This is a genomic window from Anaeromyxobacter oryzae (assembly GCF_023169945.1).
GTDB lineage: Bacteria > Myxococcota > Myxococcia > Myxococcales > Anaeromyxobacteraceae > Anaeromyxobacter > Anaeromyxobacter oryzae.
Genome location: NZ_AP025591.1, coordinates 563,120 through 588,242, shown reverse-complemented (window position 1 = coordinate 588,242; position 25,123 = coordinate 563,120). Strand labels below are relative to the sequence as shown.

The window sequence follows — 25,123 nt, the reverse complement described above, 5'->3', positions numbered from 1 at the left end:
TCCCGTCCATGAACCCGGCCCTGACCACCGTCCTCCTCGGCGCGGCGCTCGGCTTCTTCGCGGTCACGGTGGCGCGGCGGCTCCTGCCGCTGCGGGCCCTCCGTCGCGACGAGCGCCTCGACCGGCCCGCCGAGCGGCTCTCAGGCCTGCTCCGGTACGGGTTCGGCCAGCGGCGGCTGCTCGACCGCGAGGAGCTCGCCCCCGGGGTGCTGCACGTGCTCCTCTTCGCCGCGTTCGTCGTGCTCGGGCTCCGGACCATCACGCTGTTCGGCATGGGCTTCGATCCCGGGTTCCACCTCCCTGCGCTCGCTCCGGGCTCTGCGCTCGGCCGGGGGTACCTGTTCCTGAAGGACGTCGCGGTCTGGGCGGCTGCGGCCGCGGCGGCGGGGTTCCTGTGGCGCCGGCTCGTGACGAGGCCGCAGCGGCTGACGCGCTCCTGGGAAGGGACGCTCGTCCTGGCGTTCATCCTCGGCCTCATGGTCACGGAGATCGTCTTCGATCGCGTCGGGGCCGCGTCGGCGGCGGGTCGCGCGAGCTACTGGGCGCACCTCGTCCTCGTTCTCGCCTTCCTGTGCTTCCTGCCGTTCGGAAAGCACTTCCACGTCGTCACCGCCCTCCCGAACGTCCTCCTGCGCTCGCTCCCGCCTGCCTCCGCGGCGCTCCGGACGCTCGATCTGGAAGTCGAGGGCGTTGCCTTCGGGGCGCGGTCCATCGCCGATCTCTCCTGGAAGGAGGCGCTCGACGTCTACAGCTGCACGGAGTGCGGCCGGTGTCAGACGCGCTGCCCTGCGTTCCTCACCGGAAAGCCGCTCTCCAGCAAGGCGGTGAACGGGGCCCTGAAGCACCACCTCGTCGCCGAGGCGCCGGCTCTCAGCCGGCTGGCGTGGGCCTCGGGGGCGGCGGCGCGAGCGCGCGGGACCGAGGCGCTGCCCTCTCTCGTCGGCGAGGTGATCTCCCCTGAGACGATCTGGTCGTGCACCACCTGCGGCTGGTGCGAGACCGCCTGCCCGGTGCTCGTCGAGAACATCCCGAGGATCGTGGACCTCAGGCGTCACCAGGTCCTCGTCGAGGCGGCGATGCCCGAGGAGGCGGGGCGCCTGTTCAGGAACCTCGAGACCCAGGGCAACCCGTGGGGCATCGGCTCGAACAAGAGGGCGGACTGGTGCGCGGACCTCGACGTCCCGCGCGCGGCGGACGGCGACTTCGAGTGGCTCTTCTTCGTGGGCTGCGCAGGCGCGTTCGACGATCGCCAGAAGAAGGTCTCGCGCGCGATCGTGCGGATCCTCCGCGAGGCGAAGGTCTCCTTCGCGATCCTCGGCGAGGAGGAGACCTGCACCGGCGACGCCGCGCGGCGCCTCGGGAACGAGTACCTCTTCCAGACGCAGGCGTCGGCCCTCGCGGCGACGCTGAACGGGCACGGCGTCACGAAGATCCTCGTGCAGTGCCCGCACTGCCTGAACGCCCTCGCGAACGAGCTGCCCCGGTTCGGAGGCCGGTACGAGGTCGTGCACCACACGCAGCTCATCGCGCGGCTCATCGGAGAGGGCCGGCTCCCGCGCGGAGCCGTCGCGCCGCTGGAGGGGGCGGGCGTGACGCTCCACGATCCGTGCTACCTCGGCAGGCATGCCTGCGAGACCGCCGCCCCCCGGGAGGCCCTCGCCGGCGTCGGCATCGACGTCACCGAGATGCCGCGCAGCGGCCGCACCGCGCTCTGCTGCGGCGCCGGCGGCGGACGGATGTGGCTCGACGAGGAGGCTGGCACACGCGTGAACGAGCACCGCGTCGCCGAGGCGGTCGAGACGCTCGGCCCGCGCGGCGGCGTCGTCGCGGTGGCGTGCCCATTCTGCCTCACGATGCTGAAGGACGGCATCGCGGAGGCTGGGCGAGAGGACCGGCTCCGCGTGCTCGACGTGGCGGAGATCGTCGCAGCGGCGTGGGAGGCGCCATGATCGGGGAACCGCGATCCGTCCCGGCGCTCTTCCTGGAGCGCGTCCGGGAGTCGCCCGGCGAGGTGGCGTACCTCTTCCCCGACTACGGCGGCTGGACGAGCATCACGTGGAGCGACCTCCGGATGGACGTGCGCGCGGTCGCCCTCGGGCTCGCGGCGCTCGGCCTCGGCGCCGAGGAGCGCTGCGCGATCCTCTCGTCGAGCCGCATCGAGTGGGTGATCGCGGATCTCGGGATCCTGTGCGCCGGCGGCGCCACCACGACGATCTACCCATCCTCCACCGAGGAGGAGTGCGCGCACATCCTCGCCGACTCCGGGGCGCGGGTCTGCTTCGTCGAGGACGACGCGCAGGCCGCGAAGATCCTCGCCTGCCGCGCGGCGCTCCCCGCGCTTCTCCAGGTCGTCGTCTTCGACGGCACCCCCACCGAGGACGGCTGGGTGATCTCCTGGTCCGTGCTCCACGCGCAGGGGCGCGCGCTCCGGGCGACGCGGCCGCGGCTGTTCGAGGAGCTGGTGGAGACGATCCGGCCTGCTGCGCTCGCGACGATCATCTACACCTCGGGGACGACCGGTCACCCCAAGGGCGTGGAGCTGACCCATGCCTGCTGGCTCTCGCAGTCCGCCGCCCTGGAGGCGACCGGCATCGTCGATCACCCGGAGCCGCTGCACCTGTTCTGGCTGCCGTTCGCCCACTCCTTCGGGAAGATGATGATCACGCTGCAGCTCCGGATCGGGTTCCCGACCGCGATAGATGGGCGGGTGGAGCGGCTCGCGGAGAACTTGCTCGCGATCCGTCCGACCATCGTCTGCGGCGTGCCGCGCGTCTTCGAGAAGATCCGGGCGGCGGTGCTGCAGCGCGCGCGTGAGGGCGGCGTGCTGCGGCGCGCGCTCGCCCGGTGGGCGCTCGAGGTGGGCGCGGCGGGGGTGCGGCTCGACCGGGAGGGGCGATCCCCCGGGCTCGTCGCGCGTGCGCGGCGCGCCCTCGCGGACTGGCTCGTCCTCCGGAAGGTGCGCGCGCGCTTCGGCGGACGCCTGCGATTCTTCTTCTCCGGGTCGGCGCCCCTGGCGCTCGAGGTCGAGGAGTTCTTCTCGTCGGTGGGCGTCCAGATCCTGGAGGGCTACGGGCTCACCGAGACCTCCGCCGCCACGCACGTGAACCTGCCGTCGAGAGCCCGCGCCGGGACGGTGGGGCCGGCGCTGCCGGGGATCGAGGTCCGGCTCGCGCCCGACTCGGAGGTGCTGCTCCGCGGGCCGTGGGTCATGCGCGGCTACCACGGGATGCCCGAAGCCAGCCGGGACGCGCTCGACGGGGAGGGCTGGCTACACACCGGCGACATCGGCCGGATCGACGCCGACGGCCACCTCTCGATCTGCGACCGGAAGAAGGACCTCATCAAGACGGCGGGCGGCAAGTACGTGGCGCCGCAGGAGATCGAGGGGACGCTGAAGGCGCTCTGCCCGCACCTCTCGCAGGTGCTCGCGCACGGAGACCGGCGCCCCTACGTCACCGCGCTCGTCACCCTGGATCCGGTGCTCCTCCGCGCCTGGGCCGCCGCCCGGGGGCTCTCCGCGCTCGCGCCCGAAGAGCTCGCCCGCCACTCCGACGTGAAGGTGCTGATCCAGGACGCGGTGGACCGGATGAACCTCAAGCTCCCGCGGTTCGCGACCGTGAAGCGTTTCGCGATCGTCCCGGCCGAGTTCAGCGAGGCCGCCGGTGAGGTCACGCCGTCGCTGAAGCTGAAGCGTAAGGTCATCGAGGCGCGCCACCAGGCGGTCCTCGACGCCCTCTACGAGGACCCTGGGGGTGCCATCTCCGGCCGGCGCAGCGCTTCCGTCGCAGCCTCTCCTTCCTAGGCCCCGACGTCAGGCGGTGCGGCCCCACGTGGCGACTCGGGGTGCCGCTCATCCTGCTACTCTGGACACGCGGGACCGGGGGCCTCCGGGCTTGCCGATCCCCTTGCCGAGGTCGGCCCAGCATGAGTGACGTGTCAGGACCAGTTCACGATCCGAATGCCCGCGCACCCGTGGCCCTCGTCGCTCCTCCATGGCGGCTCTTGCCCGTGCTGACGATGCTGATCCTGGGCCTCGGCGCCTGCGGTTCCGACTCTGGTCTCTCCTGTCGCGAATCCATCGAGTCATATTGCGCGAGCGCAGGCCGGTATCCTGCGTGCAGCTGGCTCGACTACGGCTCGCCACCTACCGTACCCGTGAACGGATGGCTTTCGACCTGCGGCCCTTACAACGTGGCGCACGCGGGAGGGCCGGGTACCGACACGGCGGGCTACTACGATCAAACGACGAACGCGCTCGTCGCAGTCGTCGTGCATCAGGCGTGGTCGCCACCCGTGGCCTGCTTGGCGGGTCCGTCGCGGTTCACGGAACCATCGTGCGAGTGAGGCGCGGCGGCCATAACCACGCCACCGTGCTCGTCACGGGCCCGCTGCCCTCGCAGGGAACGGGTCACCGCTTCCGGGGCGGCAGCGCCTCGTACGGGTGACGTGAGCGGTCGGCGACGGCGGATCGGGATCGTCCGGAAGACGATGAGACGCACCGTCGCGCGTCATCCGAGCAGCGGCTGGGTCGTCGCCCGCGGATCCTTGCGGAGCGCCGCGGCGGTCCAGAGCGCGCCGGCGAAGTCGATGACGCCGACCAGGATGAGGATCGGCTTCACGAGCCCGGCGAGCACGAACGCGATCAGGAACACGAGCACGGCCACGCGCGCGTGAACGGTGACCCGAGCGTATGGAAGGAACTCCTCCCGCCCGAGCCGGACGTTGAAGTACGCGATGATGAGCACCAGCACGCCCACGACACGGATCCAGACCTCCGCCGTCGGCGGCAAACCGAAGACCCCGAGCAAGAGGTTCGGTACGAAGACGAGGAGCGCTCCGAAACCGGCGAGATACCAGCCGAACACCACGAGTGAACGAGCGACTGCGGACATGACGCCTCCCGTCGACCGACAGGACACGGTAGCAGGAGAGCGCGTGTCCGCAACGGTTCGATCGAGCAGGACGGTGCGGAGCGGGGAAACGACGAGAGTGTACGAGCCCGGGCGGCGGCCGACGGTTCGTTCGTACCTCGTGAGCTCGGTCGAGATCACCGTGGGTGCACAGGCAAGTCGACGAGCGCGGGCCGCCGAGAGTGACATCCCGAAACGGTCCCGATACGCTCTCGTCACGGCGCCGGATCGGGCGCGGGAGGCGACAGTGCGAATCGTCGTCGTCGCGAACAAGTACTGGGAGGCGGATCCGCTCGTCGGGGTCCTCTCGTCCGATGGGGACCGCGAGCACTTCCCCGGTTCGAGAGCGGTGGTGCCGCGCGCTCGACCGCGCGGGTTCGGGGCGCTCGAGATCCACCCGGTGATCCGGCCGTCGCCCGAGCGGGACGTTCCCGCCACGCCCCGGCTCCGGTTCGCGCTCGCGGGCGCCGCGGTGGAGGTCTGGTGCCTGCAGGACCTGATGGATCCGGGGCAGAGCTCGTCGAGCTCCGAGGAGAAGCGCCGCGTCGTCGCGCGCGCCTTCGTGGGCGGCACGAAGCCGTCGCTCGTCGTCGCGGTCGGGACGGCCGCTTCACCGGGCGGCGCGGCGCAGCCCGGGAGCGTCGTCGTCGGCCGTCGCTTCCTGGTGCACGACGGAGATCCGGGCAACCCGAGGAGCCGACTCGTTCTTCCAGCGGACGTGCGGGACGTCCTGCTCGACCCCGGCGGCGATCCCGAGCTGTTCGGCGGAGTGCCGGGCTCAGTCTTCGAGGAGGTCCGAAAGCGGCTCGTGCGACCGCCCTCCGGTGCGGACCCGGTCGACCTTCGGCTGGGCGCCGAGCTCGTCTCCGTCGGAACGCTGAACGTGACCGACTACGCGAAGTACAGGGCGGTCGACCCGGAGTCGCTCCGGAGCTTCGAGGAGGCTGCTCGTCGACCGGGGGCTCCGGCCCCGCTGGTCGCGGCGTCCGTCGAGACGACGCACGGACTCATCGGGCTCGCCGCGCGGGACGTGTCCGCCCCGTTCATCTGGGTCTCCGGCATCGCCAACGCGGTGGGTGACTACGACGACGTCGTGCGACCGCGCGAGTACGTCCAGAACTTCGCCGCGGCACACAACGCAGGCGTCGCGGTCGCGTGGCTGTTGCCCGAGGTCGTGCGCCGTCTCGGCGGGTAGACGCTGCCGGCGTGGCCCGCCGGGGCAGATCGCGGAGAGGAGAGGGCCGGAGGATCCACGCCCGGCTACGGCCTCACGGCACCTCGACGGCCCCCGCCGTGCACGCGGCCGCGCGGGGCTGGCCACGCTGATCGGTCGCCGGGCAGCCGTGGCCCCGCGCTCGCGCAGGGCTCTCCGCCCCGGGGAGCATCGTCTCGGTCGGACCGCCATCGAGGCCGAGCGAACCGAGCAGTGGATCGGCGACGGTGAGGCCCCGCGTGCAGAGCGCGCCCTCCGGCCACTGGAGGTCCCCGCCGGCGTCGCCGTGCGTCACGTCGCATCCCGGCGACCACATGGCGGTGTTCCACGAGACGAGCGTGTTCTGGAGGGCGAGTCCGGCGCCGAAGATCGCTCCCGCGACCACGTCCTGCCCGGTCGCGTGGTTGTTCGCGATGGTGCAGTTGAGGAGCGTGCCGTTCGGCGAGCCGGAGAGCCAGATCCCACCGCCGTTGGTGCCGTACGCGACGTTCTCGGCGATGGTCGCGTTCGCGAGGAACGCCTCGCCGCCGTGGATCCAGACCCCGCCGTTGTGGAACGCCTGGTTGCGCGAGATGGTGCTGTTCGTGATCGTGAGCCGCAGGCCTTGCAGGTAGAGCCCCCCCGCGTTCCCGGCGTCGGCGGGCGTGACCCGGTTCGCGTCGACGATCGACGCGTTCATCGTGAACGAGCCCGTCGCATCGTTCGATACGCGGAAGACGCCTCCGCCGAGCCCGCCGGCCGCGTTGCCCGCGATCCGCACGCCGCAGAGGATCGCCTTCTCGCGGGTGCCGTCCATGTAGATGGCGCCGCCGCAGCCGCCCTGGCCCGGGTTGCCGCCGGATCCGCTCGCCGCGTTTCCTGTGAACGCGCTGTTCACGACCACGAGGTCGGCGTTCAGGCTTCCGATCGCGCCGCCGTTGCTGGCAGAGTTGCCGGTGAAGGTGGACTCGACGATCACCGTCTCCCCACCGCCGAACCCGTAGATCGCGCCGCCCGCGGCGTCCTGGCCGGCCGCGCGCGCGCGGTCGTTCTCGAACGTGCAGCTCACGACGGTGAGGCTGCCGCCGTCCCGGTAGATGGCTCCCCCGCCCACGGCGGTGTCGTCGCCCGTGGCCGGCCCCATCCCGTCGCGGAACACGAGTCGCTGCACGGTGAGCCGCGGCGTCGCCTGGTCGTAGCTCGAGTCGAGGAAGAGGATGCGAGACGTGCCACCGCCGGAGAGGGTCACGAGCCCACCGCCGTCGAGGACGGTCTCCTTCCTGAAGACGATCGCCGACGAGACGGTGATGGTGACGGGCGACGGGCCACAGGCGAAGACGATGGTTCCACCCGCCGCCGCCGCCGCCTGGAGCGCCGCCGCCGTACAGCTTGCGGGCGTCCCATCGCCGACGACGGTGGTCGGGGTGGACACGTCGGCGAGGCGGGCCGGCGCGTCGCAGGTCGGCAGCGGGACGGCGCGGACCGCCGGAGCGCCCGAGGCGGAGCATGCGGCGACGAGCGCGGCGGCGACCGCGAGGCCTGAGCCGGGCGGAGAGGGCCGGGCGCTTCGCCGGCGCGAGAGGTCGGGGCCTGATCCGTGAACCGTTGGAGGCACGGCGAACGATCTCATGGGCAGCCCCGCCACCTCCAGCGCGAGCGGCAGGGGCCGCGGATCGCCGTCACGACGCCAGGGACCAGCAGGCAGGTTCCTGCTGGATTCGCCTCGCGCCGACCGCGTCAGGTGCCCTCGGCGAACGTCACCTGCCCCGGCCGTCCCGGCGGGCCGTCCGGTCCGTCGGCTCCGCGGGAACCGTCACTGCCGTTCGCCCCGCTCGCGCCGCCCGGGAGCGTCGTGACCTGGCCATCGGCGTCCGTGCAGATCGTGCCCGATCCGCCGCTCCCGCCACGCCCGCCCGATCCCCCGGAGCCGCCTCTGCCTCCCGCGCCGCCGGGACCGCCGTCGCTGCGGATGACCGTTCGCAGAACGGCGAGCACGCGGTCGCGCGCATCGGGCTCGGCGACCACCGAGACGCGGATGTCGCCGCCCACGCCGCCCGGTCCTCCGGCGCCACCGTCGCCGCCCCGCGATCCGTCCTGGCCGCGCGAACCGTCGGAGCCGGGAGACGAAGGGCACGAGGCGCTCCAGCCATCCGACCCGGACGAGCCATCCGAGCCGGGCCAGCCGTCCGTGCCGGGGTGGCCCGCAGCTCCGCGGCTGACCACGTGAAACGCGGGCGCGTCCTCCCACTCGACGACGGCCTGGAGCTGGCGCTGCCCGGCGGTCACCGAGTAGACGAGGCGGGTGAGTCGGCCGTCCACGACGATGTCGAGGCTCGGGCCTGGAGCGCCGGGCTCCGTGCCGGCGAGGACGAGGTCCGGGGGCGCGCGGAACTGGAGCGACCACTCCAGGGCGGCGACGCGCCGGCCGCCGACCGTGAAGGGGACGACGAGGCGGCGCCCCTGGCGCGAGAGATTCACGGCCTCGGCCTCGCCGATCCAATCGGTGAAGTGCAGCACGCCGTCGGGGTCGATCGTGGCGAGCGGCGTTTCGACCCGGACGTCGCCCGGCGCGAGGCAGGGGGTCACGTCCAGCTCGTCGACGGGGGCGCAGACGGTGAGCGGGGCCGAGACGCCATCGAGCAGCACGTGCAGGCTGCCCCGGGTCGGCAGCTCTGGAAGGATCGAGGGCGTGGGCCGCTCGCTCGTGTATCCGAGCAGCCTCGCCGATTGCTCCGGAACGTGCTGCTCCACCAGCACCTCGCGTGCCGACCCGAGGGAGGGCTCGATCCAGCCGCGCACCGGCGCGTGATCGTCGATCGAGATCGCGTTCGCGCCGGTCCGCATCACCGCGTCCTCCACCGCGGCCACCTCCTTCCGAACCTCGGGGAACGGGGAAGCGCGGAGGTGCAGCTGGACGATCCGGCGTCGCGCCTCCGTGCGCATCGTGACGCTCGGGAGACGGGCGACGGCCCAGCGGAGCGTGCGCTCGTCCTGCGCCTCCACGAGCGAATCGAGCACCGGCGCGTCCACGGCACGGTCCTGCCACCGGCCGCGCTCCAGCTCGAGCAAGGTCACCAGATCGGCCGCACGCGGCCGGCCGGCGGGACCGAGGCGGTTCGCCTGGAGATCGCGCCTGAGCGCCGCGCCGACCTCTCTCGTGAGCGCGGAGGGCGCGGTGCGGCTGGCGTCGCGCTCGGCGTAGAGCTGCTGGAGCGCATCCAGTCGAGCCTGCTCGCCGGCGTCGAATTCGAGGTGCGGATCCTCGACGGTGTCGAGCGCGGTCTGCAGGACGTCTCCGAGCAGGGCCCTCGACGTCTCCGCGTCGGCGCTGCGCAGCAGAGCCTCCATGCAGGGGAGCCAGACACGGGGCGCGATCTTGCCCTCGCGAAACCCGCGGCCCAGGGCCGCCCGCGCTTCCTCGTCCATGCGCGTGAAGTGGGACCCGGGCGAGCGCACGTCGCAGACCGCGGCGCTCGCGTCCGGCTGGCTCAGGTACGCGACCAGGGCGGCGCCGTCCGCGTGGACGCTCAGCTCCGCGGCTGTCATCGGTAGCGGGTACTGACGGCGGCCCGCGGCGCAGCCGAGCGTGGACCAGAGCGCGACCCAGAGCGCAAGCGTTCCGTACCGCCGTTCCGTCCAACGCGGCGTGCGGATGTGTCGAACGGTGAACATGGAGTCCTCCCCCCGGACACATGGCTCGACGGCACGCGCAGGGTACCGCCGGGAGGCAGGTGCGTCGATCGGTCCGCTGCCGTCGGAGGGCCCGTTTCGAAAGACCCGGGACGAGGTGGAAGGTTAAGGGCGCATGTCGTCGCCGGTCGGGGCGGTAGCCATCGGAGTAGATGCGCGCCGCCAGCGCGAACATGGGGACTCGTGCGCGCTACGGGAGGTCCGCCCCTGGAGTGCCGTCTCGGCTGCGGCACTCCAGGAGCTCGCGCGTGGCGCGCGGCGGATCACTCACGGCCCCCGCGGACGAGGTCCTCACTCCTGCAACGCCTCCAGCACCTTCGCCGTGTCCGTGTACTGGACGAAGCCGGCGATCTTGCCGTCGCGCACGGTCCAGACGTGGGCGAACGGCGCCGTCATCGATCGACCCGTCTTCCGGTACTTGCCACGGTACGCGCCGAGGGAGACGACCCGCTCGCCCTCGGCCACGCTGGACACCGGCCGCGCGGAGAAGGCTTCCCAGTCGCGTTCCAGAGGCGCGAGCAGACCCTGGACCACTTCCTCGGGGGTATGCCAGGTGCCACCGTGGTACGGGAAGCGTTCGGCCTCGGTCCACTCGAGCCGCGGCGCGAGCATCCCGACGAGAGCGAGCACGTCTCCGCGGGCGAGCACTTCGTAGAAGCGACGCACCACCTCGATGGGATCGGTCGTCACGGGCGGTCCCCTCTCGGCGAAGACGCGGCGCGGTCGACGCCCTCCGGGAGCTTGCGCCTCAGGAAATCCCGGATCGCCGTGGCGATCTCGGCGGCGTGCGTCTCCAGGGCGAAGTGGCCCGTATCGTAGAAGCTCACCTCGGCCTCCGGTTGATCGCGCTTGAAGGCCTCCGCACCCGCCGGCAGGAAGAACGGATCATTCCTCCCCCACACGGCCAGCACGGGGGGACGTCTCGTACGCAGGTAGCCCTGGAACGCCGGGTAGAGCGTGACGTTGCTCTGGTAGTCGAGGAAGAGGTCGAGCTGGACCTCGTCGTTGCCGGGCCGGGCGAGCAGGGCCGAATCGAGCGTGTAGCTCTCGGGCGCGACCAGGGTCTCGTCGGCGACGCCGTGGAGGTACTGGAACCGTGTGGTCTCCGGCCGGAGGAAGTCGCGCAGCGCCGCTCGGTTCGCCGCGGTCGGCTCCTTCCAGTACACCTGGATCGGATTCCAGCCCTGGCTCAGTCCCTCCAGGTAGGCGTTGCCGTTCTGCGAGATGATCGCCGTCACCCGCTCCGGGTGCCGGACCGCCAGCCGGAAGCCGAGCGGCGCGCCGTAGTCGAACACGTAGAGAGCGTAGCGCCCGAGCCCGAGCCTCTCGGTGAAGCGGGCGAGCACGTCGGCGAGGTTCTCGAACGTGTACGCGAAGTCCGCGCGAGCCGGCGCGTCCGAGAAGCCGAATCCCGGCAGGTCGGGAGCGACCACGTGAAAGCGGTCGGCGAGCAGAGGGATGAGGTTCCGGAACATGTGCGAGGAGGACGGAAAGCCGTGGAGCAGGAGGAGCGCCGGGGCTTCCGGCTTTCCGGCTTCACGGTAGAAGAGGGTGACGGAATCGACGTGGACGGTGCGATGGCGAACCATGACGTGTCTCCATTGGTACGGGTGGAAGCGGCGCTACGCGGGCGAGGGGGCGCGGGCGGCCTGCCCGCGGTGGGCGACGATCAGGGCCGTCGGCAGCCCCACGAAGAACATGTGGTCCAGGAGCATCGGGACCAGCTCGACGGCGCGAACCGGCGATCTGGGCACTGCCGTGAACGGCAGCACCACGAAGTTCATGAGGAAGTAGATGGCGGCTCCGTAGAGGATTCCGCTCGCCACCGGATGCTCGCCCAGGATCGCGAGCCGCTGCGACGAGGCGATGAAGAGGGCGGCGAACGCAAGCGCGAGGAAGAAGTGGATCGCGAAGCCCAGGAGAGCCGTGACGAGTCCTCCCTGGAAGGCGGCCGTGCCCAGCAGACCGCTCGCGATGAACTGCAGCACGCCGAGCACGGAAAGCGCGTGCAGCACGAACACGTAGAGGACGACGGCGACCGCAGCATCCAGCGCGCCGGTGATGAGGCCGGCCTGCACGATGTCGCGGAGCAGCTCCGAACGCGCTCTCGACGCGCGCCCCGGGGGAGAGCGAGCAGGAGAGGGGTGGCCATCGCCGGGATCGAAGTTCTTCATCGGACTGCCTCCATGTCGGTTGGGGTGCGGCTCTAACCGTCTGAAGTCTTCCGAACCGGTTAGTCGTTACAACTGGCTCGGCAGATTCGAACCGGTTATGGTTCAACCATGCAGGATCGCTTCTGGCTCGTCGGGAACCATCTCGCGGTCGACTTCGTCAACACCGTGCTCGGAACGGACCTCCGAACAGAGGCGCTCCACGACTGGGGTGACGTCCTCAGGTTCCTCGTACGCGCGGGAGCCCTGACCGAACGCGAAGCGAGGCGGGTGAGACGCCAGACGCGCCGCGAGCACGCGGAGGCCGCCGCCTACGCGGCGGCCCTCTCGCTACGCGACATGGTGCGCGAGCTCGTCACCGAGCGGGCCTCCGGGAAGGCCCCGGCCCTGGAGTCGATCAGCCGTCTGAACTTGGAGCTGGAGGCCGCAGCGACGTATCCCCAGATCCGTGAGACGGACGAGGGCTGGTGGCTCGAGGACCTTCCGGTGAATCGCTCGTGGTCGGGTGCCCTGGGACGCATCGCGCTCGCTGCAGCCGGGCTGGCGGTGCGCGGCGCCGGCTCGATTCGCAAGTGTGCGAACCCGGAATGCATCCTCTACTTCCGGGACGCATCCCAGGCCCAGGTTCGGCGCTGGTGCTCGATGGCGGTCTGCGGAAACCGCGCCAAGGTCGCAGCGCACGCGCGCCGCGCCACCGAGACCTCGATCAGGAGTCGCGTATCGACGCCGCGCGGTCAGCTCGCTGCGGACGCGTCCACTCCTCGTATACTTGCGAAGCCGTAGCCCGGCAATCGGAGCGGAAGAATGTGGCCTTTCCGGAAGAAGCCCGACCCCGCACCGCCCCCGCGCGCGTGGGGACCGGTGGATACGCTCTTCGCGACCTACGTCCTCGACGTCATCGGGCACCTCACCCCGGAGAAGGAGCGGTCCGTCATGTCGATGGCGCCGAAGCTCCGGCAGGCGCTCGGGACGACCGCGACGGAATGGAGAGCCGTCGTCGCCGAGGCGCTGCACCTCTCGGCGACGATCGACATCGCGATCCTCGACCTCTGGCACACGAACGGTGACGCGGCAAAGGCCGCCGGAACGACGCTCACTCCCGACGCGTTCGCCGGGATGTTCGTCGAGGAGTACAGCAAGGACGGTTCGCGGGTGGACGTCTGGCCGGGCGACGCGCTCGACCGGGCCAAGGCCCGGATCGCACGGCGCTCGTAGCGCGGTGTGGATTGCGAACGAATGGTGCTGGGGCCCGGGTCTCGCGGTCCGATCGGGGCAGCGGATCACGTCGACCGCTCCGCCCGTCAACCGGTGCCGGGGAGCCCGCCCGCCGTCGAAGCCGCGCCGCACTCGGAGCAGAACGGCGCGTGCACCGGCGTGGGGCCGCCGCAGGATCCGCACGTCCGTCGCTGGCCGTAGCCGCAGAAGGGACATGCTCGCGCTCGAGGCGGGAGGCCCTTGCCGCAGCGCTGGCATTGCTCCTTCGCGATTCGCCGCTCGATCAGCCGCTCTCGCGAGAAGAGCCAGCGCTGGATGGCGAACACCGTCGCGAGGGCGGCCGCGACGGAGGCTGCGATCACGAGGTAGTGCCAGAGCGCGACGAGCTTGAGCGAAACGAGAAGCTCGATGAGCCGCTTCAGGAGGCGCTTCGGGAGGACCTCGTAAACGGCGTCGGCGATCCGGAAGAGCAACGGGATCGACGCCACGACGACGAGGTGCGAGGAGACGAGCGCCTGGAGCCCGCGGCCCCGCCGCGCGCTCGCCGCGTGCCAGGTCGCGAACGCGGCGAGGAGGGGCAGCAGGAAGATCAGCTGCATGCCGAGCCGCTTCACCGGGTACCAGCGCTCCAGCTGGCGCAGCTCTGCGGCGAGGGCGACGGCGTCGCCGGTCCCCATTGCGTCGAGCGCAGCCCAGAGGGCGGTCACCTGTGGCGAGTCACCGATGCGGGCATCGATCTCGACGAGCCGAGCGCGTGCTTCCTCGATGGCCGCCGTGCGACGCTGGACCGTGGCCAGGATGGCCTCGACGTCGGGCCGTTCAGCCGCGGGCTTCGCGAGCGACTCCAGCAGGTGCGTGTCGTAGGCCCCCTTCTCGCGCGCGAGCGTCGTCTCGGCGTCGCGAAGCTCCGCGGTGAGCCCCTGCCGCTTCTCCAGAAGTCCCCCCAGCTCTCCCTGGGCCGCGATGGCGTCGAGCGGTACCAGGACGCGGCGGCAGGTGGGCACGGCCTCCGGCTCACGTTCCTCGGGATCCCTGTAGAGCGATCGGCGCGACGCCACCGCCGCCGCGAGCCGGTCCAGCCGGCCCCCGGGAGTCCACGCCCGCTCGATCACGATCTCGCGGCAGAGCTGCGGGATGCGCCCCGAAGGCGACGCCAGCTGCTGCGTGTGGACCTCGAGGCCGTCGAAGATCGAGACCAGGATGAAGACGTCGAGGAGGAGCACGACCGCGAGCGCGACCTTGTGGAGCGACTGCTCCTCCCCGGTGCGCGTGAGGCTCCGGTAGATCGCCGTGAGCGCGGTCTTCACTTTCGCGAGCATGGGGGCCACGGTCGCACGCACGGTGACTCCGGGCAAGGTCCCGGGCACCACGAGGGAAGGGCGATGCCGGCTCGACTCGTCGCCGAGGCGCTGCGCCTCTCGCACCGCTCCGGACGGCGGTCGTCGCTGACCCTAGAGGGATTGGCGGCGCCTCACGGTTCGTCCTAGCCGGGAGGTGTTCGCCGAGTACGGGGAGGCTTCGATGGCCGAGATGAAGAACCCCACCGTCAGCAAGCTCCTGCGCGTGCTGGTAGCGGGGGGCATGGCGCTGGCGGGGGTCGCGGGGGTCCGCGCCGAGGACAAGGGCGCGGCTCCCACGGAGAAGACCGAGAAGGCGAAGGAGAAGGACCAGGAAGCCGAGAAGGCCAAGGCCGAGAAGGCCGAGAAGGAGAAGAAGAAGGCCGACGAGGAGAAGAAGAAGGCGGCCCAGTCGCAGGGTGACGGAGTGAAGGGCTGGTGAGCCGCCCGGGCGCCCGACCTGCCGGGAACGTTCGCGCGCTGGCGGCCTCGGCCTGGGCGTTCCGCTGGAAGGTGGAACGAGAGGCGGAGGTCCGGTTCGAGACCCTGGCCGAGCGCCTCGAGGCGCTCGACGAGCCCCCGCACCTGGTCGATCTCGCGCGTCGCGCCGCCGCCGACGAGCGGCGGCACGCAACGCACTGCGCCCGCCTCGCCGCCGAGCTCGGCCAGCGCGTCCCGGCGCGTGAGCCGCCCCCGCCGCCCGCGGTCGCGCCATCAGGGCTCGTGGAGCAGGACGCGGTGACCTACGAGCTGGTGGCTGCCTGCTGCGTGGCGGAGAGCGTCAGCGTGGCGGTGCTGACGACGCTCCTGCCGGTAGCGCGCGACCCCTCGCTCCACGAGGTGCTCCGGGAGCTGGCCGCAGACGAGGTCGCGCATGCGCGGCTCGGCTGGGCGCATCTCGCCATCGCCGCTGCGCGGCGCCGGACCGCGTTCCTCGGTCCGCTCCTGCCGGCGATGCTCCAGGGCAGCATCGACGACGACCTGTTCCACCCCGTCGAGCCGGACCGCGAGGACGAGGCGCTCCTCGCCGTCGGGGTCCTGCCGCACGCCACGAAGCGCGACCTCTTCGTCCGTGTGCTCGACGAGGTGATCTTCCCCGGGCTCGAGGGCGCGGGAGTGGACACGGCCGCGGCGCGGGAGTGGCTCGCGGCGCGGGCACGGAGATGATCACCTGGACGATCGAGGTCCAGGCATGCAAGCGCAACGCTCAAGCGGGAGCGGACGCCCACCGCACTCCGGGCCGGTTCGACCGCGGGCCGGGTGCGCCAACGAGCCGCGCCCATGGAGGCACGGCATCGATATACGTCGCGCGAGGAGGATCGCCATGCGCACGCGCATGCGGGCCACGGCGGGTCGATGCTCGCCGTCGCGGGTGCAGGGCACCAGGTCATGCAGGTTCGGCAGCTCCTCGGGATCCAGCGGCGCGTGGAGGCCCATCGGTTCCGCACGATCGACCGATTCATGCCGGAGCGCGACATCCGCGAGCGCGCCGAGGCCGTCGTGCGCGCCCCCGCGGAGCTGGTGTTCGAGGTGGCGCGGTCGATGGACGTCCAGTCGATCCCGCTGGTTCACGCCATCTTCTGGGCGCGGAGCAAGCTGCTCCGCGCCACCGCGCCGCCCCGGGAGCCGAAGGGGATCGTCGAGGAGACGCTCGGGCTGGGGTGGGGCGTGCTCTCCGAGCGTCCGGGCCGCGAGATCGTGATGGGCGCCTTCACGAGGCCGTGGGAGGCGAACGTCGTCTTCACGGCCCTGCCGCCGGACCGGTTCGCCGCGTTCGCCGATCCGGGCGTCGTCAAGATCGCGTGGACGATCGAGGCCGAGCCCGTCGGCGCTGCGCGCACGCGCATCGCGACCGAGACGCGCGCCGTGGCGACGGACGACGACGCGCGCAGGCGCTTCCGCAGGTACTGGCGCCGGTTCGGCGCCGGCGCGGTGCTCATCCGGTGGCTCATCCTCGCGCGCGTCCGACACGAGGCCGAGCGGCGGCATCGAGCGACCTCCACCGGCCCGGTCGAAGGGCGCGGCGGCGTCGACCAGTAGTGATGGTGCGAACGTTGGCGCGCGGTTCGTCCGGCCGGCCGTCGCCGCGGAGGGCGCGAAAGGCCCCGACCGCCTCGCGGCGATCGGGGCCGGGGAACGGGTGGAGACTGGCGCTACTCCTCCACGTCCACCACCACGAGCTCACCGTACTTGTCCTTCACGAGCGCCTTCACCTGGAGGAGCTCGAACCACTTCCGGAAGGCCTCGAGGAACACGAGCGCCATCAGGATCATCAGGGTCACGGAGAGCCCGACCTTGAGCCAGTCCTGCTTCGGCCAGTAGTTGTTCACGACGTTCAGGTATCCCGCCGTCATGGTCACCGGGATCATGAAGATGCCGGGCACGGCCGAGACCCACGCGTATCTCGCCTTGCCCATCCGGATCAGCATCGTCGTGCAGATGATGAGCGCGCTCGTGGCGAGGAGCTGGTTGGACATGCCGAACAGAGGCCAGATGGTGGCGATGTCGCCCGTGTAGACGAGGTAGCCCCAGGCCCCGGTGAAGAGGAGGCTGGTCAGGACGATCCCGGGCATCCACTTCTTCTCGTCGAGCTTCGGGAACACCTTCCCGAGCATCTCCTGGAGCATGTAGCGGCCGACGCGCGTCCCGGTGTCCACCGCGGTCAGGATGAACACCGCCTCGAACATGATGGCGAAGTGGTACCAGTAGCTCGCGAGCCCCTTCATGAAGGGGACCGCCGAGAAGATGTAGGCCATGCCCACCGCGAGCGAGACCGCGCCGCCCGGGCGGCCCTGGAGCTTCTCGCCGACCTCCTGGGCGAGCTCGGGCAGGTGCACCGGCACCATCCCGAGCTTCGCGAACGCCGGCGCCGCGGAGTTGATCGCGAAGTAGTCGGCGGGCACGAGGACGCAGGCGGCGACGAGGGCCATGATGGCCACCACGCCCTCGACGAGCATCGCGCCGTACCCGACGAACGCGATCTCACGCTCGCTCCCGATCATCTTGGGCGTGGTGCCGGTCCCGATCACCGCGTGGAAGCCGGAGAGCGCGCCGCAGGCGATCGTGATGAAGATGAACGGGAAGACCTTGCCCGGGATGATCGGGCCGCCACCGCCCACCCACTGGGTGACCGCGGGCATCTCCAGCTGCGGGTGGACGACGAAGATGCCCGCGACGAGCATCAGGATCGTGCCGAGCTTCAGGTAGGTGGAGAGGTAGTCGCGCGGGCAGAGGAGCACCCACACCGGCAGCACCGACGCCGCGAACCCGTAGGCGGGGATGAGGAGCGCGATGGTGCTCTTCGGGAAGGTGAACCAGCGCGCGAGGGCCGGATCGGCGGCCACGTGCGGACCCGCGAGGAGCGCGAGGAAGAGCAGGACCACGCCGATCACGCTCGCGCCGAGCACGTCACCCGGGCGGACCTTGTAGAGGTAGAGCCCCATGAGCAGGGCGATCGGGATGGTGCACGCCACCGTGAACGTGCCCCAGGCGCTCTCGAAGAGCGCGTTCACGACCGCGATGGAGAGACCGGCCAGGGTGAGGATCAGGATGAAGAGGACGGCGAACGAGGCGAGCGTGCCGGCGGCCTTGCCGATCTCGTGCTCCGCGATGAGCGAGAGGCTCTTCCCCTTGTGCCGGACCGATGCGAACAGCACCACCATGTCGTGGACGGCGCCGGCGAGGACTGCGCCGATGATGATCCAGAGCGCGCCGGGCAGATAGCCGAACTGCGCGGCGAGCACCGGCCCGAGGAGCGGGCCCGCGGCGGCGATCGCGGCGAAGTGGTGGCCGAAGAGGACGTACTTGTTCGTCTTGTGGTAGTCGTGCCCGTCCGCGAGCGCGACCGCCGGCGTGACGCGAGCATCCTTCACTCCGAGCACGTGGTTCGCGATGAAGAGGCCGTAGAAGCGATACGCGATCGCGAACACGCAGAGTGCAACGAACACCAGCGTGACTGCGTTCATGTGGACCCTCCCAGAGGCCCTTCCAGGCGCCCTGTCGAGCCTCGAAGGGTACACCCGGTCGAAATGCCCGTTGGCTGACTTGGCGCAGCCGGATTGGGAATGATTGCCGCACCGCGCGGCGGCGCAATGCCGCGCGGCGGAGGGTCGCGGTTTTACGGAGGGGCAATCCGCAGGCGCCTAGACCGCTTCGGCGCGGGCGGGCTCACGGTCGAGCGCGAGCAGCATCTCCGTCTCGCCGGCCATGTGCCGGGCCAGGAGGTGGTGGTCGCGCTTCGCCTGGTCGAGATCCCATGCGAACGACGCGACCCGGTCCGTCACCTCGAACAGGCCGAGGGAGAGCTCGTCGCGAGTCGCCTGGTACCCGGCGAGCGCGTCGTCGGTGCCGGCCACGATGGCGCGCGAGAGCAGCTCCGCATCGCGCAGGGCGTCGGTCAGACCGTGGGCCGTGAGTGGGTCCTTGAAGTACCCGGCGTCGCCGACGAGCGCCCAGCCTGGTCCCCAGGCGCGGCGGAGGAACCCCGTCGTGCCGGGAAAAGATCGGAGCTTCGCGTCGAGGCGCGCGCTGGCGACCGCCGGCGCCAGCTCCGGCGTCGCCTCGGCGAGGGCGCGCCGGTACAGGGCGTCCAGGCCGCCGCGGAGCTCGCGGAGGAAGCGCGCCGGGGGAAGCGCCACGAAGACGCAGGCGCGACCATCATTCGTCGGGATCGCGCCAGCGCTGACGCCGGGCCGGTAGTACCAGTGGTAGCCGTCGAGGGCGAGCCCGGCGAAGTGGCCGTACACGACCGCGGTCGCGCTCCGGCCGGCGCGCTCGACCGGTGCGCCCGCGAGCCGAGCGACGGGCGATCGGATGCCGTCGGCCCCGACCACGACGTCCGCCTCGACGCGGGTGGTGCGACCGCCCGCGCCGGCGAGCACGGCGCCCGCCACCCGGCCGCGCGCGTCGCGGACGAGGTCGACGGCGGTGACGCCGTGGACGACTTCCGCTCCAGCGGCCGCTGCGGCTCGCACGATCAGCGGGTCGAGGACGGTGCGCCGGGGCGCGTACAGCGCGTCGATCCCGTCGCGCGCCTTGATGGGCACCAGGATCTCCTCCTCGCCGTAGTGGAAGGTCGCCGATCGGATGGGCGGCGTCCCGGCCGCCTGGAGCGCTCGCAGGAGGCCCCAGCGGTGGAGCTGCAGCACGGCGCCGCGCATGAGGGCGTGCGTCGAGAGGGTGTCGTCCCCGAGTCGCCCACGATCGACGGCCAGGACGCTCAGGCCAGCGCGAGCGAGGAGCATCGCCGTCGCCGCGCCGGCGGCACGGGCACCGACGACGATGGCGTCGTAACGAGATCGGAAGCTGGGTCCTGTCTGCATGGTCGTCTCCTCCCTTCGGCCCGGGCATCACGTCGCCCGATGCGCCGGGCGACCGTCCGCGAATGAACGCCGCCGGTCGTCCGCGCGAGCGTGGACGGCCGGCGGCATCGACGTGCGTCACCCCGCGCTGACCGAGATCGCGACCGGGATCCCGTTCGTGAGGACGTCGTACACGGCAGAACGGGCGCGGGACTGCTCCACGATCTGAGCGAGCTTCTCCGGCGAGGCGTCACCCTTGATCTTGACGCTGACCCGGAGCTGCTCGTAGCCGTTGCGAACCTCCTCGGAGAGGCCGAGGATCCCGCGGAGATCGATGTCGCCTTCGACGGTGGACTCGACCTCGGCCAGCCGGACGCCGCGCGCCGCCGCGATGTTGCCGATCCCCGCCGTGATGCAGGCCGCGATGGCGTGGAGCAGGAACTCCACCGGCGTGGGACCCTGGTCGCGGCCGACCAGCACCTGCGGGTGATCCGCGTCGAAGGTGAACTCCCGCACGTGCTTCCGCTCGCCGCCGGCGCCGTGGAACGACTCCATCCGGCTGCGGCTGTGAGTGCCCTGCTGCCATCGATTCGTGGCCCGGAACTGGAACTTGGCGAGCGCCGGCTGGTGCTTCACCGCGTCGAGCGTGGCGAAGAGCGTCGGGGTGTCGACGCCGTTGAGCGGCATGGGCGTGCGGGGCTGCTTCGCGGTCTGCGTGGTGGTGGGCGTCGTCTCCATGTCTCGATTTCCTCCATGTCGCCCGAGGGACCGGGATCGGTCTCGTGGTGGGCGGACGAAGCGGATACGGAGTGCGCGCGCTCCGGTTACGGAGCCCTTCCTCGGCGACGACTCGCGACGGGGGCCATCCGAAATCCTGCCCTGCCGGCGGAGTCGCCCCGTCCAAGGGGTGCAGCGCGGCAACCGTCGGCAGCCCTTCCGAGCGCCCTGGCAAGCCACTCACTGCTTCCACCGGCTCCACGCGACCCGGCCGGACCTCGAGACCACCATGGCGCCGCCCGGTCGCCCATGGCCGTAACCGGAGGAGCCCGGGCGCGTATTGCATGCGACGAGGTGACCATGGAGGCAGTGATCGGCCAGGTTGCTGCCATGACGGCCGGCAGAAGCGACGTCGACGACGCAGGCGCGTCTCGTGCCGACCGCGCCATGGAGCGGTACGCCTGCGGCGAGGAGCCGGCATTCGTCGTTCTCTACGACGAGCTCGCGCCGCGGCTGTACCGCTTCGCTCTCCGCTGGACCCGGAGCCGAAGCTCGGCCGAGGACACGGTGCAGCAGACGCTCTTCCAGATCCACGCCGCCCGCCACCGTTTCGTGCGCGGCAGCGCCGTCATGCCCTGGGCCTACGCCATCGCCCGCCGACTGCTGATCGATCTCGGCCGTCGCGGTGAACGCGAGGAGCTGCGGGCCCAGGACGTTCGCGATCCCGACGAACCGGCCACGGCCCCTTCCCCGGAGGAGGCGCTCCACCACCGGCGCCTTGAGGCGGGGGCGCGGCGCGACTTCGCCTCGCTTCCGGCCGCCTGGCGCGACGCCTTCGAGCTGGTGAAGCTCGAGGGCCTCTCGGTGGCCGAGGCGGCCGAGGTGCTCGGCATCACCCGCGGAATGGTGAAGGTTCGCGCCCACCGCGCCACCGCGGCGCTCCGCAAGGCCGTTGCCCGGCGACTTCGCGGCGCTCCGGAGCGAACGGCTCGCCCCGCGCCCAACCGCAAGTCACGGCCAGGCCACGTCCGCGAGGGAGGAGTACCCACATGATGCCCCCCGACTCCCTGAAGCTTCGCGTCCTCGAGGCGGTCCGGCAGCGTCCCGTGCCGCGCCGGACGGATCGGCTCCCGGCCACCGTCGCGCTTGCGGCGCTCGCCACCCTCGCGATGTCCGCCGTGCTGCAGTGGGGCCCGCTCCTCTTCGGCGACGTCGGGGGGGTGACTCACGCCCTCGGACGGCCGGTGGAGAGTGGAGGCTGGATCCTCGCCGGCACCGTCGCGCTCGCTCTCTCGTCCTCCTTGCTCGTGCTTCCCGTGCGGCGCTCGATGCTCTTGCCGTCGCGCGGGCTGCTGCTGGGCGTCGCGATCGGCGTGCCGTTGCTGGTCGGGGCGTGGCTGATGCTCTGGCACACCACCTACGACGATCCCTTCACGCGCGTCGGCTGGCGCTGCTTCGCGCTCACCGCCATGACTGCCCCCTGGCCCTTCGTGACTCTCGCCTACGCCAGCCGCGGCCTGGAGCCGCGGCACCCCCGGACGGCCGGAGCCGCCCTCGGAACCGTGGCCGGCGCCTGGGCGGCCGTGATGGTCGAGCTCTGGTGTCCGCTGGCGGTGCCCGACCACGTCCTCGTCGGCCACGTCCTGCCCCTCGTCGCTCTCGCGCTGGCGGGCGCGGCCATCGGAGTCCGCATCTTCCGGCTGCGGCGCGGATAGCCGGTCGGACGGTGTCGGTGCCGTCCGGATCGTCATGACCCCCCGGCCGCTCCCCGCGGCGAGGGGGAGTCACGCTGCCCGTCGAGCACCGCGGTGGCGGGATCTCGAGGCCCACGACGAGGGGGCCCCGAACGTCGGGAACAGACCCACCGCCTGGTTGTTTCGCTCTCAAACGAACCCTCCGGGCCGGGAGCGTCTCTGACCGGAGGGAGAGGGCGTATCCCGCGCCCTCTTGCACCGACTTGGGTGTAGCGGGCAGCCGTCGTGCCCGAGCGAAAGGCTTCCCATGAACATCCGGACCGCGACTCTCGCGGCTCTCGCGAGCTCGACTCTCCTGCTCTTTGCCTGCGGCGGTGGAAGCAGTGGGGGCGGCACCACGACTCCGCCCACCGCTGGCACGATCGCCGGCACCGTCGTGAAGGGCCCCGTGAGCGGCGCCACGGTGACTGCGTACGCCATCACCAACGGCACGATGGGCGCGCAGGTCGGCGGAGGGGCCACCGACTCGATGGGGAACTTCTCCATCTCCATCGGCGATTACTCGGGCCCGCTCATGTTGCAGGCGAGCGGTGGGACGTACGCCGACGAGGCCACGGGGACGACGATGCCCATGCAGCCCGGGGACGTGATGGCCTCCGCCATCCCTTCGGTGGCAGCGGGCGCGACGACCACGGGGATCCAGATCACGCCGCTGACCTCGATGGCGCACTCGCGCGTGCACCACATGACGGGGGGCATCACGGCGGCGAACATCTCGACCGCGAACGCCGCGATGGGCGCCTACTTCATGGTGGGCGACATCCTCCACACCGCTCCGATGAACCCGATGGTGGCCGGCTCCGGCACCGGCGCCAGCCAGGACGCGAAGAACTACGGCATGGCCATCGCGGCGATGTCCCAGTACGCGATGTCCATCGGGATGCCGAGCTCCTCGGGCATCGTCACCGCGATGATGGATGACGCCTCGGACGGCGTGATGGACGGCAAGATGGGCACCGCTCCCGTCGCCATGGGTGGCGGGATCGCGAGCGGGACGATGATGCAGGGGACCGCGGGAACGACCGGGCTCGCGACGGCGATGACCGCGTTCGTGGGGTCCGCGGCGAACAAGTCCGGCGTGACAATGACGGACATGCAGGCGCTCGAGCACCAGCTCACGTCTGCCGGCGGGCAGCTCCCCGGTGGCGGTGGCGGGACGACGACCGGGATGATGTCGGGCACGGCGGTGAAGGGGCCGGTCGGCGGCGCCACCGTGACGGCCTATGCCATCCAGAGCGGCATGATGGGCGCCCAGCTCGGCAGCGCGCCCACGGATGCGGCGGGCAACTTCAGCGTGTCGCTCGGGTCGTATGCGGGTTCCGTGATGCTCCAGATGACCGGCGGCACGTACGCGGACGAGGCGACGGGCTCGAACATGCCCATGCTCGCCGGCGACGTGCTGGTGGCGTGCGTTCCGGCGGTCACCTCCGGCTCTACCACGACGGGCATCCAGGTGACCCCGCTCACGTCGATGGCGCACGCCCGGGCGAGAGCGATGACCGGCGGGATGACGGACGCCAACATCGCCACCACGCACACCGCGGTCGGGACGTACTTCTCGGTGAACGACATCCTGCACACGGCGCCCATGGACCCGATGGTGCAAGGCTCGGGCAGCACCGCCACCCAGGACATGAAGAACTACGGCATGTCCATCGCCGCGATGTCCGAGTACGCGAAGACGATCGGGATGACGACGTCGTCGTCGGGGATCGTCACCGCCATGATGAACGACGCCTCGGACGGCATCATGGACGGGATGATGGGCTCGACCGCCGTGTCGATGGCGGGCATGGGCGGCATGATGGGCGGGACGATGCAGCCCTCGGCCGGCACGTCCAGCCTCTCGACGGCCATGTCCGCCTTCATCGGCTCCGCGATGAACAGGTCGGGCGTCCAGCTCGCCGACATGCAGGCTCTCATGAACCAGCTCGCGGGCTCGAACGGGCAGCTCCCCGGCGCCGGCGGCGGAACCACCCCGCACGGCACGATGACCGGCACGGCGTTCATGGGCGCCATGTCCTCGGGCACCATGAGCGCCTACGCGGTGAGCAACGGCACCATGGGTCCGCGGATCGGAACGAGCACCGTCGACGCATCAGGCAACTTCACCATGTCGCTCGGCGCCTACGCGGGAACCGTCATGCTGCAGATGACCGGCGGATCCTTCACGGATGAGGCCACCGGTGCCTCGATGACGATGCAGGCGGGCGACGTGATGACGGCCGTGGTTCCGTCGGTCACGGCCGGCTCGACGACCACCGGGGTCCAGGTGACGCCGCTCACGTCCATGGCCCAGGCCCGGGCCCAGGCCATGTCCGGCGGCATGACGGCCGCGAACGCCGGGGCGGCGAACACGGCGGTCGGGAACTACTTCATGGCGGGGGACATCCTGATGACCTCGCCGATGGACCCGGCCGTGGCGGGCTCGGGGACCGGCGCCGACCAGAGCCGGAAGAACTACGGCATGTCCATCGCGGCCATGTCGCAGTACGCGAAGACCATCGGGATGACCGTCTCCTCCTCCGGGATGGTGACCGCGATGATGAAGGACGCGTCCGATGGCACGATGAACGGGATGATGGGCTCCACCTCCATCGCCATGGGCGGGATGGGCGGGATGATGGGAGGGTCGGGCACGATGATGCAGTCGAGCGCCGGAACCACCGGCATGGCCACCGCGATGACCGCGTTCGTCGGGTCCGCGATGAACAGGTCCGGCGTGCCGATGGCCGCCATGCAGGCGCTCGTCGACAAGCTCAACGCCTCCACGGGCGCGATCCAGTAGAGCTGGCTCGTCTCGCCCCAAGCGGCGCGGCGGGGTGAACGAACGAGGG

At 71.3% G+C, this 25,123-nt stretch carries 21 protein-coding genes; 11 read left to right on the top strand and 10 right to left on the bottom strand.

Translation table 11 applies throughout. From position 1 onward, the window contains the following. Positions 1-8 precede the first annotated feature (8 nt). Together AMOR_RS02465 and AMOR_RS02460 are read left to right on the top strand one after the other, a co-directional pair. The gene (locus AMOR_RS02465) at positions 9-1,949 is read left to right on the top strand and encodes a (Fe-S)-binding protein (protein WP_248358088.1); all 1,941 of its coding nucleotides are present in this window, start codon (positions 9-11) and stop codon (positions 1,947-1,949) included. After that, positions 1,946-3,802 carry an AMP-dependent synthetase/ligase gene (locus AMOR_RS02460; RefSeq protein WP_248358086.1) on the top strand — a complete coding sequence of 619 codons (1,857 nt, stop codon included), beginning with the start codon at positions 1,946-1,948 and terminating at the stop codon, positions 3,800-3,802. The genes AMOR_RS02465 and AMOR_RS02460 overlap by 4 nt, the downstream gene beginning before the upstream one ends. Before the next feature lie 706 nt (positions 3,803-4,508). Here AMOR_RS02460 and AMOR_RS02455 read toward each other — a convergent pair. Further along, positions 4,509-4,892: a hypothetical protein gene (locus AMOR_RS02455; protein ID WP_248358084.1), complete on the bottom strand. Its 384-nt coding sequence runs from the start codon at positions 4,890-4,892 to the stop codon at positions 4,509-4,511. Between the two features lie 265 nt (positions 4,893-5,157). Between AMOR_RS02455 and AMOR_RS02450 the strand changes: the two genes are divergently transcribed. After that, a complete protein-coding gene (locus AMOR_RS02450) occupies positions 5,158-6,105 on the top strand; it encodes a hypothetical protein (RefSeq protein WP_248358082.1) in 948 nt (315 codons plus the stop codon). Positions 6,106-6,178: 73 nt separating this feature from the next. On the opposite strand, the gene AMOR_RS02445 is transcribed toward AMOR_RS02450, so the two are convergent. The 5 genes from AMOR_RS02445 to AMOR_RS02425 all read right to left on the bottom strand — a co-directional run bounded on the left by AMOR_RS02445 (position 6,179) and on the right by AMOR_RS02425 (position 11,966). Beyond that, positions 6,179-7,732, bottom strand: a complete 1,554-nt coding sequence (locus AMOR_RS02445) for a right-handed parallel beta-helix repeat-containing protein (RefSeq protein ID WP_248358080.1) — start codon at positions 7,730-7,732, stop codon at positions 6,179-6,181. 107 nt (positions 7,733-7,839) lie between these two features. After that, positions 7,840-9,774 carry a hypothetical protein gene (locus tag AMOR_RS29625; protein ID WP_256468115.1) on the bottom strand — a complete coding sequence of 645 codons (1,935 nt, stop codon included), beginning with the start codon at positions 9,772-9,774 and terminating at the stop codon, positions 7,840-7,842. 309 nt (positions 9,775-10,083) lie between these two features. Beyond that, positions 10,084-10,482 (bottom strand): nuclear transport factor 2 family protein, encoded by a 399-nt coding sequence (locus tag AMOR_RS02435; RefSeq protein ID WP_248358078.1) that lies wholly within the window; start codon positions 10,480-10,482, stop codon positions 10,084-10,086. Continuing rightward, positions 10,479-11,381: an alpha/beta fold hydrolase gene (locus AMOR_RS02430; protein ID WP_248358076.1), complete on the bottom strand. Its 903-nt coding sequence runs from the start codon at positions 11,379-11,381 to the stop codon at positions 10,479-10,481. Before AMOR_RS02430 ends, AMOR_RS02435 begins: the two co-directional genes overlap by 4 nt. 33 nt (positions 11,382-11,414) lie before the next feature. Further along, a complete protein-coding gene (locus AMOR_RS02425; RefSeq protein ID WP_248358074.1) occupies positions 11,415-11,966 on the bottom strand; it encodes a hypothetical protein in 552 nt (183 codons plus the stop codon). Between the two features lie 108 nt (positions 11,967-12,074). Here AMOR_RS02425 and AMOR_RS02420 point away from each other — a divergent pair, with 108 nt between their 5' ends. Further along, positions 12,075-12,746 carry a CGNR zinc finger domain-containing protein gene (locus tag AMOR_RS02420; protein WP_248358073.1) on the top strand — a complete coding sequence of 224 codons (672 nt, stop codon included), beginning with the start codon at positions 12,075-12,077 and terminating at the stop codon, positions 12,744-12,746. A 78-nt stretch (positions 12,747-12,824) separates the two neighbouring features. Beyond that, positions 12,825-13,178 (top strand): hypothetical protein, encoded by a 354-nt coding sequence (locus tag AMOR_RS02415; protein WP_248358071.1) that lies wholly within the window; start codon positions 12,825-12,827, stop codon positions 13,176-13,178. Positions 13,179-13,264: 86 nt separating this feature from the next. Here the strand turns inward: AMOR_RS02415 and AMOR_RS02410 are convergent, their stop codons facing one another. Beyond that, positions 13,265-14,497 (bottom strand): zinc ribbon domain-containing protein, encoded by a 1,233-nt coding sequence (locus AMOR_RS02410; protein WP_248358069.1) that lies wholly within the window; start codon positions 14,495-14,497, stop codon positions 13,265-13,267. 202 nt (positions 14,498-14,699) lie between these two features. Between AMOR_RS02410 and AMOR_RS02405 the strand changes: the two genes are divergently transcribed. The 3 genes from AMOR_RS02405 to AMOR_RS02395 all read left to right on the top strand — a co-directional run bounded on the left by AMOR_RS02405 (position 14,700) and on the right by AMOR_RS02395 (position 16,555). Further along, positions 14,700-14,957: a hypothetical protein gene (locus tag AMOR_RS02405; RefSeq protein ID WP_248358067.1), complete on the top strand. Its 258-nt coding sequence runs from the start codon at positions 14,700-14,702 to the stop codon at positions 14,955-14,957. After that, the gene (locus AMOR_RS02400) at positions 14,954-15,682 is read left to right on the top strand and encodes a ferritin family protein (protein WP_248358065.1); all 729 of its coding nucleotides are present in this window, start codon (positions 14,954-14,956) and stop codon (positions 15,680-15,682) included. The genes AMOR_RS02405 and AMOR_RS02400 overlap by 4 nt, the downstream gene beginning before the upstream one ends. A gap of 189 nt (positions 15,683-15,871) precedes the next feature. Continuing rightward, on the top strand, positions 15,872-16,555 hold the full coding sequence (locus tag AMOR_RS02395; protein ID WP_248358063.1) for a hypothetical protein: 684 nt from the start codon (positions 15,872-15,874) through the stop codon (positions 16,553-16,555). Between the two features lie 113 nt (positions 16,556-16,668). Here the strand turns inward: AMOR_RS02395 and AMOR_RS02390 are convergent, their stop codons facing one another. From AMOR_RS02390 to AMOR_RS02380, 3 genes are all read right to left on the bottom strand, one after another. Beyond that, positions 16,669-18,480 carry a carbon starvation CstA family protein gene (locus tag AMOR_RS02390; RefSeq protein ID WP_248358061.1) on the bottom strand — a complete coding sequence of 604 codons (1,812 nt, stop codon included), beginning with the start codon at positions 18,478-18,480 and terminating at the stop codon, positions 16,669-16,671. Between the two features lie 177 nt (positions 18,481-18,657). Continuing rightward, positions 18,658-19,836, bottom strand: coding sequence for an NAD(P)/FAD-dependent oxidoreductase (locus AMOR_RS02385; RefSeq protein ID WP_248358059.1), 1,179 nt, complete (start codon positions 19,834-19,836; stop codon positions 18,658-18,660). A gap of 117 nt (positions 19,837-19,953) precedes the next feature. Continuing rightward, positions 19,954-20,553, bottom strand: a complete 600-nt coding sequence (locus AMOR_RS02380) for an OsmC family protein (RefSeq protein WP_248358057.1) — start codon at positions 20,551-20,553, stop codon at positions 19,954-19,956. Positions 20,554-20,892: 339 nt separating this feature from the next. Here AMOR_RS02380 and AMOR_RS02375 point away from each other — a divergent pair, with 339 nt between their 5' ends. From AMOR_RS02375 to AMOR_RS02365, 3 genes are all read left to right on the top strand, one after another. Next, complete coding sequence (locus AMOR_RS02375) at positions 20,893-21,585, top strand: RNA polymerase sigma factor (RefSeq protein ID WP_248358055.1); 693 nt, start codon at positions 20,893-20,895, stop codon at positions 21,583-21,585. Beyond that, complete coding sequence (locus AMOR_RS02370; protein WP_248358053.1) at positions 21,582-22,247, top strand: NrsF family protein; 666 nt, start codon at positions 21,582-21,584, stop codon at positions 22,245-22,247. The genes AMOR_RS02375 and AMOR_RS02370 overlap by 4 nt, the downstream gene beginning before the upstream one ends. A 427-nt stretch (positions 22,248-22,674) precedes the next feature. Beyond that, complete coding sequence (locus AMOR_RS02365) at positions 22,675-25,074, top strand: hypothetical protein (RefSeq protein ID WP_248358051.1); 2,400 nt, start codon at positions 22,675-22,677, stop codon at positions 25,072-25,074. Positions 25,075-25,123: the final 49 nt, after the last annotated feature.

Bases quoted from the DNA above. Each gene is read 5' to 3' on its own strand.
- AMOR_RS02465 (WP_248358088.1), top strand. From the start codon at position 9: ATGAACCCGGCCCTGACCACCGTCCTCCTCGGCGCGGCGCTCGGCTTC.
- AMOR_RS02460 (WP_248358086.1), top strand. From the start codon at position 1,946: ATGATCGGGGAACCGCGATCCGTCCCGGCGCTCTTCCTGGAGCGCGTC.
- AMOR_RS02455 (WP_248358084.1), bottom strand. From the start codon at position 4,892: ATGTCCGCAGTCGCTCGTTCACTCGTGGTGTTCGGCTGGTATCTCGCC.
- AMOR_RS02445 (WP_248358080.1), bottom strand. From the start codon at position 7,732: ATGAGATCGTTCGCCGTGCCTCCAACGGTTCACGGATCAGGCCCCGAC.
- AMOR_RS29625 (WP_256468115.1), bottom strand. From the start codon at position 9,774: ATGTTCACCGTTCGACACATCCGCACGCCGCGTTGGACGGAACGGCGG.
- AMOR_RS02430 (WP_248358076.1), bottom strand. From the start codon at position 11,381: ATGGTTCGCCATCGCACCGTCCACGTCGATTCCGTCACCCTCTTCTAC.
- AMOR_RS02425 (WP_248358074.1), bottom strand. From the start codon at position 11,966: ATGAAGAACTTCGATCCCGGCGATGGCCACCCCTCTCCTGCTCGCTCT.
- AMOR_RS02420 (WP_248358073.1), top strand. From the start codon at position 12,075: ATGCAGGATCGCTTCTGGCTCGTCGGGAACCATCTCGCGGTCGACTTC.
- AMOR_RS02410 (WP_248358069.1), bottom strand. From the start codon at position 14,497: ATGCTCGCGAAAGTGAAGACCGCGCTCACGGCGATCTACCGGAGCCTC.
- AMOR_RS02405 (WP_248358067.1), top strand. From the start codon at position 14,700: ATGGCCGAGATGAAGAACCCCACCGTCAGCAAGCTCCTGCGCGTGCTG.
- AMOR_RS02395 (WP_248358063.1), top strand. From the start codon at position 15,872: ATGCTCGCCGTCGCGGGTGCAGGGCACCAGGTCATGCAGGTTCGGCAG.
- AMOR_RS02390 (WP_248358061.1), bottom strand. From the start codon at position 18,480: ATGAACGCAGTCACGCTGGTGTTCGTTGCACTCTGCGTGTTCGCGATC.
- AMOR_RS02385 (WP_248358059.1), bottom strand. From the start codon at position 19,836: ATGCAGACAGGACCCAGCTTCCGATCTCGTTACGACGCCATCGTCGTC.
- AMOR_RS02380 (WP_248358057.1), bottom strand. From the start codon at position 20,553: ATGGAGACGACGCCCACCACCACGCAGACCGCGAAGCAGCCCCGCACG.
- AMOR_RS02375 (WP_248358055.1), top strand. From the start codon at position 20,893: ATGGAGGCAGTGATCGGCCAGGTTGCTGCCATGACGGCCGGCAGAAGC.
- AMOR_RS02370 (WP_248358053.1), top strand. From the start codon at position 21,582: ATGATGCCCCCCGACTCCCTGAAGCTTCGCGTCCTCGAGGCGGTCCGG.